Source organism: Xanthomonas sp. D-109, assembly GCF_017746095.1.
In the GTDB taxonomy this organism is placed as follows: domain Bacteria; phylum Pseudomonadota; class Gammaproteobacteria; order Xanthomonadales; family Xanthomonadaceae; genus Xanthomonas_A; species Xanthomonas_A sacchari.
Map to the genome: position 1 here is coordinate 11,904 of NZ_JAGHWV010000010.1, position 13,069 is coordinate 24,972.

The 13,069-nt window shown below is 69.4% G+C and carries 9 protein-coding genes; 3 read left to right on the forward strand and 6 right to left on the reverse strand.

Translation table 11 applies throughout. The features are described from left to right. Positions 1-13 precede the first annotated feature (13 nt). A complete protein-coding gene (locus J7357_RS10650; protein WP_280515359.1) occupies positions 14-1,699 on the forward strand; it encodes a methyl-accepting chemotaxis protein in 1,686 nt (561 codons plus the stop codon). A 292-nt stretch (positions 1,700-1,991) separates the two neighbouring features. Here J7357_RS10650 and secF read toward each other — a convergent pair whose 3' ends face one another. From secF to J7357_RS10680, 6 genes are all read right to left on the reverse strand, one after another. After that, positions 1,992-2,957 (reverse strand): protein translocase subunit SecF, encoded by a 966-nt coding sequence (gene secF / locus J7357_RS10655; RefSeq protein ID WP_209246319.1) that lies wholly within the window; start codon positions 2,955-2,957, stop codon positions 1,992-1,994. A gap of 73 nt (positions 2,958-3,030) precedes the next feature. Continuing rightward, positions 3,031-4,875, reverse strand: a complete 1,845-nt coding sequence (gene secD, locus J7357_RS10660) for a protein translocase subunit SecD (protein WP_209029404.1) — start codon at positions 4,873-4,875, stop codon at positions 3,031-3,033. A 56-nt stretch (positions 4,876-4,931) separates the two neighbouring features. After that, positions 4,932-5,276, reverse strand: coding sequence for a preprotein translocase subunit YajC (gene yajC, locus J7357_RS10665; RefSeq protein WP_010343515.1), 345 nt, complete (start codon positions 5,274-5,276; stop codon positions 4,932-4,934). A 301-nt stretch (positions 5,277-5,577) separates the two neighbouring features. Further along, positions 5,578-6,723, reverse strand: coding sequence for a tRNA guanosine(34) transglycosylase Tgt (gene tgt / locus J7357_RS10670; protein WP_043095645.1), 1,146 nt, complete (start codon positions 6,721-6,723; stop codon positions 5,578-5,580). A 151-nt stretch (positions 6,724-6,874) separates the two neighbouring features. Next, a complete protein-coding gene (locus J7357_RS10675; protein ID WP_209246321.1) occupies positions 6,875-8,704 on the reverse strand; it encodes an ABC transporter ATP-binding protein in 1,830 nt (609 codons plus the stop codon). 318 nt (positions 8,705-9,022) lie between these two features. Next, a complete protein-coding gene (locus J7357_RS10680) occupies positions 9,023-10,639 on the reverse strand; it encodes a serine hydrolase (RefSeq protein ID WP_209246323.1) in 1,617 nt (538 codons plus the stop codon). 377 nt (positions 10,640-11,016) lie between these two features. Here J7357_RS10680 and J7357_RS10685 point away from each other — a divergent pair, with 377 nt between their 5' ends. Further along, the gene (locus tag J7357_RS10685; RefSeq protein WP_209246325.1) at positions 11,017-11,856 is read left to right on the forward strand and encodes a DUF72 domain-containing protein; all 840 of its coding nucleotides are present in this window, start codon (positions 11,017-11,019) and stop codon (positions 11,854-11,856) included. A 200-nt stretch (positions 11,857-12,056) separates the two neighbouring features. Continuing rightward, entirely contained in the window at positions 12,057-13,031 is a 975-nt protein-coding gene (locus J7357_RS10690) for a 2-keto-3-deoxygluconate permease (RefSeq protein WP_209246327.1), read from the forward strand. The last annotated feature ends 38 nt before the right edge of the window (positions 13,032-13,069 follow it).

The window sequence follows — 13,069 nt, forward strand, 5'->3', positions numbered from 1 at the left end:
CGGCAAGCAACAGATGGACGGGCTGCGCGCCACCATCGGCCAGTACGAGGACGCCGAACGCGCACTGCTGCAGGTGCGCAAGGCCGAGAGCGAGGCGCGTGCGCAGTCCGGCGAATGGACCAGCCTGGGCGGCATGCTGGTCGGCATCGTCGCGGCGATCCTGCTCGGCCTGCTGGTGCGCAGCAGCCTGATGCGCCAGCTCGGCGGCGAGCCCGCCTACGCGGCCGACGTGGTCCGCCGCATCGCCAGCGGCGACCTGTCGCAGGACGTGCGCCTGCGCACGCAGGCGCCGTCGCTGCTCAACGACATGCGGCAGATGCAGGAGGAACTGCGCACGGTGATCCAGGCGCAGACCGAGATGGCCCGGCAGCATGCCGCCGGCCAGATCAGCTTCCGCATGGACGAGGCGCGTTTCCCCGGCGACTACGGGCGCATGGTGCACGACACCAATGCCCTGGTGCACAGCCATATCGCGGTCAACCAGCGGGTGATCGCGCTGATGGGCGAGTACGCCGAAGGCGACCTCAGCCGCGACCTGGAGCAGTTCCCCGGCGAGATGGCGATCCTCACTGAGACCATGGCCAAGGTGAAGCGCAACCTCGGCGCGATCAACCACGAAATCGACCTGCTGGTGCGCGCCGCGGCGCAGGGCGACTTCTCGCGCCGCGGCGAAGCGCAGCGCTTCCGCCACGCCTTCCACGACATGGTCGCCAATCTCAACACGATGATGACCGGCACCGAGACCAATCTGGCGGCGCTGTCGCAGTTGCTGCGCGCCATCGCCGCCGGCGACCTGACCCAGACCATGCAGGGCGAGTTCCACGGCGTGTTCGCACGGATGCGCGACGACGCCAACGCCACCGTCGCGCAGCTGACCGACATGGTCGGCCGCATCCAGCAGGCCGCGGCCAGCATCGACACCGCCGCCGGCGAGATCGCCAGCGGCAACGACGACCTGTCGCGCCGCACCGAGCAGCAGGCCGCCAGCCTGGAGGAAACCGCCGCCTCGATGGAGGAACTGACCGCCACGGTGAAACAGAACGCCGAACACGCGCGCCAGGCCAACCAACTCGCCGCCGGCGCCGCCGCGGTCGCCTCGCAGGGCGGCAGCGTGGTCGGCCAGGTGGTCACCACCATGGACGGCATCGAGGTCGCCTCGAAGAAGATCGCCGACATCATCGGCGTCATCGACGGGATCGCCTTCCAGACCAACATCCTGGCGCTCAACGCCGCGGTGGAAGCGGCACGTGCCGGCGAACAGGGCCGCGGCTTCGCCGTGGTCGCCAGCGAGGTCCGCACCCTCGCCCAGCGCTCGGCCAGCGCCGCCAAGGAGATCAAGACGCTGATCGACGACTCGGTCGAGCGCGTGAGCGCGGGCTCGACCCTGGTCGCCCAGGCCGGCACGACGATGCAGGACATCGTGGCCTCGGTGCAGCGCGTCACCGACATCATGGGCGAGATCGCCGCCGCCTCGCAGGAGCAGTCGGCCGGCATCGAGCAGGTCAACCAGACCGTTACCCAGATGGACGAGACCACCCAGCAGAACGCCGCCCTGGTCGAGGAAGCCACCGCCGCGGCACGCGCGATGGAGCAGCAGGCCGGCGACCTGGTGGAGATCGTCGGCCAGTTCCAGGTACGCAGCGAGACCTACCCGATGGTGGCGCAACTGGTCGCCCGCGCGACCGCCAACGCGGCCTAGTCGGAACGCCCCACGCGGCGCGCACGGGCACGGGCCGTCGTCGACGGCCCAGCCCCATGCTGCCGGCACGCGCTGCAACCCAGCCGACGTTGCCGTAGGAGCGGCTTCAGCCGCGACGCATTACCGGTCAGGCATCGCGGCTGAAGCCGCTCCTACGGCAGAGGAACCCCGGCGTCCGCACAAAGAAAAAGCCGCGCATCCGCGCGGCTTTTTTGTCACAGAAGGAGGTGCTTCAGGCCCAGGACATCATGCTTCTACGATTCCCCATTCCCGATTCCCCACTCCCCGCCCATCAGGGCCGACGCGCCAGCGCCTCCACATCCTTGGCCTTCGGCAGCAGGTCCTGCTTGGTGACCTGGAACGGCCCGATCGACAGCAGCGGCACCGCCACGATCACCGAGGAGACCACCACGATCACCGCACCGATCATGTGGGTCAGCGCCAGGCCTTCCATCGACTCGCCGCCGTACAGGTACAGCGCCAGCGCCGACAGGAAGAACATCACCGCGGTGATCACCGTACGCGACAGGGTCTGGTTGATCGAGCGGTTCAGCACCTCGATCGGTTCCACGCGCAGGCTGCGGAAGTTCTCGCGCACGCGGTCGAACACCACGATGATGTCGTTGATCGCAAAGCCCATCACCGACAGCAGGCCGGCCAGCACGGTGAGGTCGAACTCGCGGCCGGTGACCGACACGTAGGCCACCGTCACCAGCAGGTCGAACAGCGCGGTCAGGCTGGCCACCACCGCGAACTTCCACTCGAAGCGGAAGGCGATGTAGATCAGGAAGCCGACCAGCATGAACACCGTGGCGTAGACGCCGTTCAGCGCCAGGTCCTTGCCGACCTGCGGGCCGACGAACTCGCCCGGCTTGACCGTGGCCGGGTTCTGCGGCGTGCTCACCGCCTTGCGCACCTGCTCGGCGAGGTTCTTGGTGATGTCCTCGTTGTTGTGCTCGCCCTGCGGCTGCAGGCGGATCACCACCTCGTTGCCGCTGCCGACGTTCTGCACCTGCGCGTTCTCGAAGCCGGCCTTGGCCAGTTGCTCGCGCACCTGGTCCACGTCGACCGGCTTCTGGAAGCTGGTCTGCACCAGTGCGCCGCCGGTGAACTCCAGCGCGTAGTTGAAGCCCTTGGCGAAGATCACCGTGAACGAGGCCAGCGCCAGCACCAGCATCAGCACCAGGGTCGGGTGCCGCCAGCGCATGAAGTCGATCTTGGTGTCGTTGGGGATCAGGTGAAGCGGGAAGATTTTCATTGGAGACCGCTCTGCGATTTTTTGGACCCCGCGCCTGCCGGCGCGGGGACGTGCGGAAGGTGGCGTGCGTGGCTCAGATCGCCACGGACTTGATCTTCTTGCGACGGCCGTAGATCAGCACCGCCAGCGCGCGCGACACGGTGATCGCGGTGAACATCGAGGCGAAGATGCCGATGATCATGGTCAGCGCGAAGCCCTTCAGCGGGCCGGTGCCGAACGCGTACAGCGCCACGCCGACGATCAGACCGGTGAGGTTGGCGTCGAGGATGGTGCCGCCGGCCTTCTCGTAGCCGGCCGCGATCGCCGACTTGGGCGGCACGCCCAGGCGCAACTCTTCGCGGATACGCTCGTTGATCAGCACGTTGGCGTCCACCGACAGGCCCACCGACAGCGCCAGGCCGGCGAAGCCCGGCAGGGTCATGGTGGCGCCGAACAGCGACATCACCGAGACCACGATCAGCAGGTTCATCAGCAGCGCGACCGAGGTGATCAGGCCGAACATGCGGTAGTACACGCTGAAGAACACCAGGGTGAACAGGAACGCGTAGACCACCGCGGTGACGCCGCGCTCCACGTTCTCCGCGCCCAGGCTGGGGCCGATCACGTATTCCTCGACGAAGTCCATCGGTGCGGCCAGCGAACCGGCACGCAGCAGCTTGGCCAGGTTCTCGGCCTCGGTCTTCTCCAGGCCGGTGGTCTGGAAGTTCTTGCCGAACACGCCGGCGATACGGGTCGGCGCCAGCGCTTCCTCGTTGACGCGCACGCTGCGCACTTCCTTGCCATCGACCATGGTCACGGTGGGAATGCGTTCGATGTAGACCACCGACATCAGCTTGCCGGTGTTGGCGCTGGTGTAGTCGAACATGCGCTGGCCGGCGGCGTTGTTGAGCGTCACTGCCACGGCCGGCATGCCGTTCTGGTCGGTGCTGACGGTGGCGTTGACCATCTGGTCGCCGGACACCAGCACGCGCTTGCTCAGCAGCACCGGGGCGCCGCTGTCGCGCAGGCGGTAGACCTTGGCGTCGGGCGGGATGTTGCCGCTGCGCACCGCGTCCTCGGCATTGCCGTCGACCACGCCGCGGAACTCCAGCGTGGCGGTGGCGCCGATCATGCGCTTGGCCTCGGCGGTGTCCTGCACACCCGGCAGCTCGACCACGATGCGGTCGTCGCCCTGGCGCTGGATGATCGGCTCGGCCACGCCCAGCTGGTTGACGCGGTTACGCAGCGTGGTGAGGTTCTGCTCGATGGCGCCGGCGGCGATCTGCTTCAGCTCCGCCTCCGGCACGGTGACGGTGATGGTCTGCCCGGACACCGCGTAGCTCAGGGTCGGCTGCGCCTTGGCGATGGCGGCGCGCGCGGCGCTGGCGTCCACGCCCTCGCCCAGGCTGACCTGGATGCTGTTGTCCGGACGGCGCTCGACCGAGCGGTAGGCCAGACGGCCGTCGCGCAAGGTGGTGCGGATGTCCTCGGCGAAGGCGTCCAGGCGCTTTTCCAGCGCCGCCTTCTGGTCCACCTGCAGCGCGAAGTGCACGCCGCCGACCAGGTCCAGGCCCAGCACCATCGGCTTGCCGCCCAGCCGCGACAGCCAGTCCGGCACGGTCGAGGCCAGGTTCAGCGCCACCGTGTAGTTCTCGCCCACCTGCTGGCGCAGCACGTCGTTGGCACGGGTCTGCGCCTGCAGGTTCGGCAGGCGTACCATCAGGCTGTCGCCTTCCTTGTCGACCCGCTTCGGGGTGATCCCGGCCGTCTTCAGGTCGGCGAGGACCCGCTCGCGCAGGGCGTCGTCGATCTTGCCGCCGCGGCTGGCGGTGATCTGGACCGACGGATCCTTCTGGTACACGTTGGGCAGCGCGTACAAGGCGCTCAACGCCAGCACGATCAGGATGAGGACATACTTCCAGCGCGGAAACTCGAGCATTGCGGAACCCCGCACGACGCCACGCCGGCGTCGCGCCTAGCAGTAGGAGAAATGGATCAGGCGGACTTCAGCGTGCCCTTCGGCAGGACATTGCCGACGGCGCCCTTCTGCACGCGGATGCGCACGTTGTCGGCCACTTCGATGGTGATGAAATTGTCGCCGATGTCGGTGACCACGCCGGCCACGCCGCCGGAGGTGATGACCTCGTCGCCGCGGCCGAGCTTGTCCAGCATCGACTTGTGTTCCTTCTGGCGCTTCATCTGCGGCCGGATCATCACGAAATACATCACCGCGATCAGGATGATGGGCAGCAGGAACATCTGCAGGCCGCCACCGGCCGGGGCGGTGCCGCCGGCGGTCTGGGCCTGGGCGACGGGGATCAGGAAATCGAGCGGATTCATCGGGTGCGTCCTATGGTTTGGGTAGCCCGCCGCCCTGGGGGCACGGACCGCTGGTTTGCCTTGAGGCGGCAAGCAGCCGCCGATTATGCCACGATCTTCCCCTTGCCCCCGGAACGGCCGCGGCGCCCTTCCCTTCTCCCGTCGGGACCCACGGCCCCCTTCTCGGGGGAAGGTGCCGCGTAGCGGCGGATGAGGGTCACTTGGACTGCACGAGGCTGCGCCCGGACCCTCGTGTCACTTGGACTGCACGAGGCTTCGCCCGGACCCTCACCCCAACCCCTCTCCCGGTGGGAGAGGGGCTTCAGCCTTGCTCCGACGGGAGTGGTGTGGCTTCGACCCCGCGCGCCGCATAGAAGGACCGCCGGAACTGGGCAAAGGTTCCCGCGGCGATCGCCGCGCGCATGTCGGCCATCAGCTTCTGGTAGTACCAGAGGTTGTGCAGGGTGCCGAGCATCGGCGCCAGCATCTCGTTGCAGCGGTCCAGGTGGCGCAGGTACGCGCGGGTGTAGCCGCTGCTGCAGGCGTGGCAGCCGCAGCCCGGCTCGATCGGGTCCAGGTCGCGCTCGTACTTGGCGTTGCGGATGCGCACGGTGCCGAACGAGGTGAAATAGTGGCCGTTGCGCGCGTTGCGGGTCGGCATCACGCAGTCGAACATGTCCACGCCGCGGGCCACGCCCTCGACCAGGTCCTCCGGCCGGCCCACGCCCATCAGGTAGCGCGGGCGGTCGCCGGGCAGGCGCGGATGCAGGTGCTCGAGCATGGCGTTACGCTCGTGCTCCGGCTCGCCCACCGCCAGGCCGCCGATCGCGTAGCCGTCGAAGCCGATCGCCTGCAGCCCCTCGATCGAGCGGCTGCGCAGGTCCGCATGCACGCCGCCCTGGACGATGCCGAACAGCGCCGCATCGTTGCCCAGCGCGTCGTGCGCGTCGCGCGAGCGCTGCGCCCAGCGCAGGCTCAGCTCCATCGAGCGCCGCGCCACGTCCTCGGTGGCCGGGTACGGAGTGCACTCGTCGAAGATCATCACGATGTCCGAATCGAGCACCCGCTGGATCTTCATGCTCTCCTCCGGCCCCAGGAACACCTTGGCGCCGTCGGTCGGCGAGGCGAAGGTGACGCCCTGCTCGCTGATCTTGCGCCGGTGCGCCAGCGAGAACACCTGGAAACCGCCGGAATCGGTGAGGATCGGCCCGTCCCAGCGGGCGAAGCCGTGCAGGCCGCCGTGGTCGCCGATCACGTCCAGGCCCGGGCGCAGGTACAGGTGGAAGGTGTTGCCGAGGATGATCTGCGCGCCCAGCGCCTTGATCTGCTCGGGCAGCACGCCCTTGACCGAGCCATAGGTGCCCACCGGCATGAACGCGGGGGTCTCGACCGTCCCGCGCGGGAAGGTCAGGCGGCCGCGACGGGCGGCGCCGTCGGTGGTGTGGAGCTGGAACTGCAATCGGGACATGGTCTGGCGAACGTCGGTAAGCCGCGCATTGTCGCATTGCCGGGCGGCGGGCGCCGCCCCTGGGCCAGGCACGGCGTCCCGCCGCCCGCCGGCAGCGCCGCCAGGCGTGCCCTGCCCCGCTGCGCCGCAGCCGCCTGGCGCGGCGCCGTTTTCAGTCCGCCGCGACGAAGCCGCCGGTCTGGCGCGCCCACAGCCGCGCGTACAGGCCGCCGCGGGCGACCAGCTCGGCGTGGGTGCCGGTCTCGACGATGGCGCCGCGGTCCATCACCACCAGCCGGTCCATCCGCGCGATGGTCGAGAGCCGGTGGGCGATCGCGATCACCGTCTTGCCCGCCATCAACTCGTCTAGGCTGTCCTGGATCGCCGCCTCCACTTCCGAATCCAGGGCCGAGGTGGCCTCGTCCAGGATCAGGATCGGCGCGTCCTTGAGCAGCACGCGGGCGATGGCGATGCGCTGACGCTGGCCGCCGGACAGCTTGACCCCGCGCTCCCCGACATGGGCGTCGTAGCCGCGCTGGCCCTCGCCGTCCTGCAACTGTTCGATGAACTCGTCGGCGCGCGCCTTGGCCACCGCGGCGAGCAGCTGCGCCTCGCTGGCGTCGGGGCGGCCGTACAGCAGGTTGTCGCGGATCGAGCGGTGCAGCAGCGAGGTGTCCTGGGTGACCAGGCCGATCTGCTGGCGCAGGCTCTCCTGGGTGACGCCGGCGATGTCCTGCCCGTCGATCAGGATGCGGCCCTGCTCCAGGTCGTACAGCCGCAGCAGCACGTTGACCAGGGTCGACTTGCCGGCACCGGATGGCCCGACCAGGCCGATCTTCTCGCCCGCGCGCACCTGCAGGTCGAGCCCGGCGATGACCCCGCCGCGCTTGCCGTAGTGGAAGTGGATGTGATCGAAGCGCACCTCGCCGCGCTCCACGCGCAGCGGCACCGCGTCGGCGCGGTCCTGCACCTGTGCCGGTTGCGCGATGGTCTCCATGCCGTCCTGCACCGCGCCGATGTCCTCGAAGATGCCGTTGACCGTCCACATGATCCAGCCGGACATGTTGTGGATGCGGATCACCAGGCCGGTGGCCAGGGTGATCGCGCCGACGCTGATCTGGCCGCGGCTCCACAGCCACAGCGCCAGCCCGCAGGTCACCGCGATCAGGAAGCCGTTGACGATGGCGATGGCGCTGTCCATCGCCGTGGTCATGCGGGTCTGCCCGCGGTGCTTGACCGCCAGTTCGTCGATCGCCTCGCGCACGTAGGCCTGCTCGCGCCCGGCGTGCGAGAACAGCTTGAGCGTGGCGATGTTGGTGTAGCCGTCGACGATGCGGCCCATCGCCTTGGAGCGCGCGTCCGAGGCGATCCAGGCGCGCTGCTTCATCCGCGGCACGAAGTAGACCATCAGCCCCACGTAGACCAGCACCCACACCAGCAACGGCGCCATCAGCCAGGGATCGGCCTGCGCGAACAGGTACAGCGCGCTGCCGGTGTAGACCACGATGTACCAGAGCGCATCGACCATCTGCACCGCCGACTCGCGCAGCGAGGTGCCGGTCTGCATCACCCGGTTGGCGATGCGCCCGGCGAAATCGTTCTGGAAGAAGCCCAGGCTCTGCCGCACCACGTAGTTGTGCATCAGCCAGCGCGCGCGGTTGCTCAGGCCCGGCACGATGGCCTGGTTCACCAGCAGGTTGTGCAGGGCCACGAACAGCGGCCGCGCCACCAGCACGATGACGGCCATCCACAGCAGTTCGCCGGCATGCCGCTGGAAGAAGTCCGGCCCCGGCTGCTCGGCGACCATGTCGACGATGCGGCCGAGGAAGTCGAACATCGCCACTTCCACCAGCGCCAGCGCCAGACCGGCCAGCAGCGTGGCCAGCAGCAACGGCCACAGCGGGCGCAGATAGTGCAGATAGAAGCGCACCACCCCACGCGGCGGCATCTGCGTCTCGATCTTCGGAAAGACCTCGATCAGGGACTCGAACCAGCGAAACATCGCCACGTCACGCTTTAAAAGGGGCGTCAGGGTAGCGTATCTGGCGTCACGGGCCGTGACGCTGGGAATGGGGAGTGGGGAATGGGGAATCGCAAAAGCGGCTGCCCGTGCGCATCGCTTTCCCTTGCAGGAGCGGCTTCAGCCGCGACGCGGTAGCGCCGAGATTGGGGATTTGGGATTTGGGATTCGCGACAGTGGCTCCTCCATCTCTCTCCCTCGTAGGAGCGGCTTCAGCCGCGACGGGCTTCACCGAGGAAGCCCGGTCGCGGCTGAAGCCGCTCCTACCATTCCCTATTCCCCATTCCCGATTCCCAGCAGTCACTCCACCGGCGTCAGCACCAGGTCCTGGAAATCGAAGCTGAAATCGGTAAGCGGCGAAATCGCCTGCATGCGCGCCTCGCGTACCTTGCCGTCGGGCGTGAGCGCGAAATTGATGAAGGCGTCAGCGTTGAGCGAGCGGTCGCGCCAGCGCACGATGAAGGTGTCGTGCTGCCAGTGCTCCAGGGTGCCGACCAGTTGCACGGTCTTGCTGAACTGCAGTTCCAGGCGCTTGCCCTGCTGGCGCACCACCACGTCGCCGTACCACGGGTCGCGGTAGGTGCCGGCGTAGCCGGACAGCGGCAGCGACGGAGTGGACTTGGCGTCGCGCGCCGCGACGTGCTTGGCCCAGTCCTCGTCGGCGTTGGCGTCGGCCTTGGCCACGGCCTTGGCGTAGGCGGCGGTCCAGTCGGTCGCCGGCGCGCCCAGGTAGGCGTCCAGCACCCGCAAGGTGATCGCGTTGAAGGCGGCGCCGACCTCCTGGTTGGTCAGCACGATCACGCCCAGCTTGCGCTCCGGCACCAGGGTCAGCCGCGAGACCATGCCCGGCCAGCCGCCGGTGTGCCAGACCAGCTTGGCGCCGCGGTAGTCGCTCAGGCTCCAGCCCTCGCCGTAGCCGGCGAAGTTGGGCCTGGCCGGCAGCAGTTCCGGCACGCTCGGCTCGGAGATCGCGATCGGCGTGATCATCTGCCACATCTCCTGCTGGCGCTGCGCGCTGAACAACTGCCGCGCCTGGCCGTCGGCCGCCGGCAGGCGGCCGCCGTCGAGCTGCACCTGCATCCACTTGGCCATGTCGTGCACGTTGGCATAGATGCCGCCGGCACCGGAATTGTTGGACCAGGTCAGCGGCGCCACCGTGCGCAGCTCGCGGAAATCGAACTTCGCGTGGCCGACCGCGGCTGCATCGCCCGGCTGCAGATGGTCGCTGTTGATGCGCGCGCCGGTCATGCCCACCGGCACGAAGATGCGCTGGCGCACGAACTCGGCATAGCTCTGCCCGGACACCTGCTCGATCAGCTTCTGCGCCACCGCGTAGAGGATGTTGTCGTAGGCGTAGCGGTCGCGGAAACCGCCCTTCAGCGGCACGTGCGCCAGGCGCCGCACCACGTCTTCGTTGCTGTAGCTGGTGGCCGGCCAGAACAGCAGGTCGCCGGCGCCGAGGCTCAGGCCGCTGCGGTGGCTGAGCAGGTCGCGCACACGCATCTCGCGGGTGACGTAGGCATCGGACATCTGGAACCACGGCAGGTGGTCCACCACCCGGTCCTCGAGCTTGAGCTTGCCCTCGTCGGCCAGGATCGACAGCGCCGCGGCGGTGAAGGCCTTGGTGTTGGAGGCGATGGCGAACAGGGTCTGCGCGTCCACCGATTCCGGCTTGCCGAGTTCGCGCACGCCGTAGCCGCGTTCCAGCACCACCTGCCCGTCCTTGACGATGGCGATGGCGATGCCCGGCACGTCGAACTGCTTGCGCACGCGCTCCACCTGCGCGTCCAGATCCTGCAGCCCCGGCGGCAATGCGGCCGGCGCCGGTGCGGGAACCGCGGTGGGGGCCGGCGCCTGGGCCTGCACGGTGGCGCTCATCGCCAGCAACAGGCCGCAGCCCATCGAGATGCTCTTCAACTGCGTCGCTCCTGAAGAAGGGAAACCGAAGCCGCACGCCACCGCGCGCGCACCTGGCGAGTGTAGAGCCTGCCAGGCCCTTTGCGGCAGGCCCACAGAAGCAACGGCGAGTGCCGTCGTGACGACTGCCGCTCCGACCGGTGCCTGCGCTGACGGCCCACGTCGACAAGCCAGGCAGCGCGACGCCACAACCACGTCCCATCCTTGTCCCCGCAAGCGCCCGCCGGCGCGCCATACGACCTCGCGTATGCCCCGAACCCCCACGCAGGCCATCGCCGCCATCGCCACGACACGTCCAGCCCCTGCGTCCCGCGACGACACCCCGCAACGCCACGCTGCGGCACAATCGCACCCCGCCCGCAGCCGGACACGCCCGCATGAACGACCTCTTCGACTCCGCCCCGGCCGCGCCGGAGGGTATCCGCGTCGGCATCGGCGGCTGGACCTACGCGCCATGGCGTGGCGGCATGTTCTACCCGCAGGGCCTGGTGCAGCGCCGCGAGCTGGAATACGCCAGCCGCCACGTCACCAGCATCGAGATCAACGGCACCTACTACGGCGCGCAGAAGCCGGACACCTATGCGCGCTGGCGCGACGAGACGCCGCCGGGCTTCCTGTTCTCGGCCAAGGCGCCCAAGCGCATCACCGCGCTGCGGCGGCTGGCCGGCGCCGGCACGCAGATCGAGGACTTCGTCGGCGGCATCGCCAGCCTGGGCGACCGCCTCGGCCCGCTGCTGTGGCAGTTCGAACACGGCCACCGCCTGGACCTGGACGACCTGGCCGCGTTCCTCGACCTGCTGCCGCGCAAGGTCGGCGGACGCCGACTGCGCCACGTGCTGGAAGTGCGCGATCCCGATTGCGTCGGCCCGGAACTGCTGCAGCTGACCCGGCGGCACGGCGTGGCCACGGTGTTCACCGATTCGCCCGAATTCCCCTCCTTCGCCGACCTGAGTACCGACTTCGTCTATGCACGGCTGATGCGCAGCCGCGCCGACCTCGCCCATGGCTACCCGCCCAAGGAACTGCAGGCCTGGGCCGCGCACGCACAGGCCTGGCGCCGCGGCGAGGATCCGCAAACGCTGCCGCACGCGGATACGAGCGTGGCCAAGACCACGCCGCGCGAGGTCTTCGTCTACTTCATCAGCGCCGCCAAGGAACGCAATCCCGCCGCAGCGATGGCATTGCTGAAGCTGCTGGGGTCCGCCGCACAGGCGTGACGCGTTCGGCCACGCCCACGCGACGTGGCGCACGGCGCAAGCGCGACCGGCGACGCCACGGCCGCAACACGACTGAACTGAGCCTCGCGCGCGCACGCCCGGCGACACCCGCCGGTCGCCCCGCTGCGGTACAACACCGCCCGTCCGGCGCCGTCGCCGGGCCGCGGCCCCGCGCCGCGCCTCCACACGCGGAGCCCTCGATGCGGATCAAGCACACGCTCGAACGTCTTCCCGGCGGCATGATGTTGGCACCGCTGCTGCTCGGCGCCCTCTGCCACACGCTGTGGCCGCAGGCCGGCGCCTGGTTCGGCTCGTTCACCCAGGGCCTGATCGGCGGGTTGGTGCCGATCCTGGCGGTGTGGTGCTTCTGCCTGGGCGCCTCGATCCGGCTGCGCAGCGGCGGCCGCGTGCTGCGCGCCTCCGGCGTGCTGGTGCTGACCAAGATCGCGGTGGCGTGGCTGACCGCGGTGATCGCCGCGCGCCTGTTGCCGCCAGGCGGCATCGTCGCCGGCCTGTGGACTGGCATGTCGGTGCTGGCGCTGGTCGCGGCGATGGACATGACCAACGCCGGCCTGTTCGCCGCGCTCATGCAGCAGTACGGCCGACGCGGCGAGGCCGGTGCGATGGCGCTGATGTCGCTAGAATCCGGACCGCTGGTGACCATGCTGATCCTTGGCACTGCCGGCGTCGCCAGCTTCGAGCCACGCCTGCTGCTGGGCGCGGTGCTGCCGCTGCTGGCCGGTTTCGCGCTCGGCAACCTGGACCCGGCGCTGCGCGCGCTGTTCGCGCGGGCGGTGCCGGCGCTGATCCCGTTCTTCGCCTTCGCCCTGGGCAACACCCTGGACCTGCGCATGGTCGCCCATGCCGGCGTGGCCGGGATCGCACTCGGCCTGCTGGTGATCGTGGCGACCGGGATCCCGCTGCTGCTGGCCGATCGCTGGCTGGCCGGCGGCAACGGCAGTGCCGGCCTTGCCGCCTCCAGTACCGCGGGCGCGGCGGTGGCCACGCCCGCGCTGGTGGCGGCGGTGGCGCCGCAGTTCCGGGCCACCGCGCCGGCCGCGACCGCGCTGGTGGCGACCTCGGTGGTGGTGACGGCGCTCCTGGTGCCGCCGCTCACCGCCGCCTATGCGCGCAGGATGACGCGGACCGCGGGGCCGCCCGCACCAGACGCCTGACGCGTGTGCCGATACGCGACCGTCGCGGCGCGCTTTGC

Excerpts from the sequence above, each read along its gene's own strand:
- J7357_RS10690 (WP_209246327.1), top strand. The coding sequence starts at position 12,057 with ATGCGGATCAAGCACACGCTCGAACGTCTTCCCGGCGGCATGATGTTG.
- J7357_RS10675 (WP_209246321.1), bottom strand. The coding sequence starts at position 8,704 with ATGTTTCGCTGGTTCGAGTCCCTGATCGAGGTCTTTCCGAAGATCGAG.
- yajC (WP_010343515.1), bottom strand. The coding sequence starts at position 5,276 with ATGAATCCGCTCGATTTCCTGATCCCCGTCGCCCAGGCCCAGACCGCC.
- J7357_RS10650 (WP_280515359.1), top strand. The coding sequence starts at position 14 with ATGGACGGGCTGCGCGCCACCATCGGCCAGTACGAGGACGCCGAACGC.
- secD (WP_209029404.1), bottom strand. The coding sequence starts at position 4,875 with ATGCTCGAGTTTCCGCGCTGGAAGTATGTCCTCATCCTGATCGTGCTG.
- J7357_RS10685 (WP_209246325.1), top strand. The coding sequence starts at position 11,017 with ATGAACGACCTCTTCGACTCCGCCCCGGCCGCGCCGGAGGGTATCCGC.
- tgt (WP_043095645.1), bottom strand. The coding sequence starts at position 6,723 with ATGTCCCGATTGCAGTTCCAGCTCCACACCACCGACGGCGCCGCCCGT.
- secF (WP_209246319.1), bottom strand. The coding sequence starts at position 2,957 with ATGAAAATCTTCCCGCTTCACCTGATCCCCAACGACACCAAGATCGAC.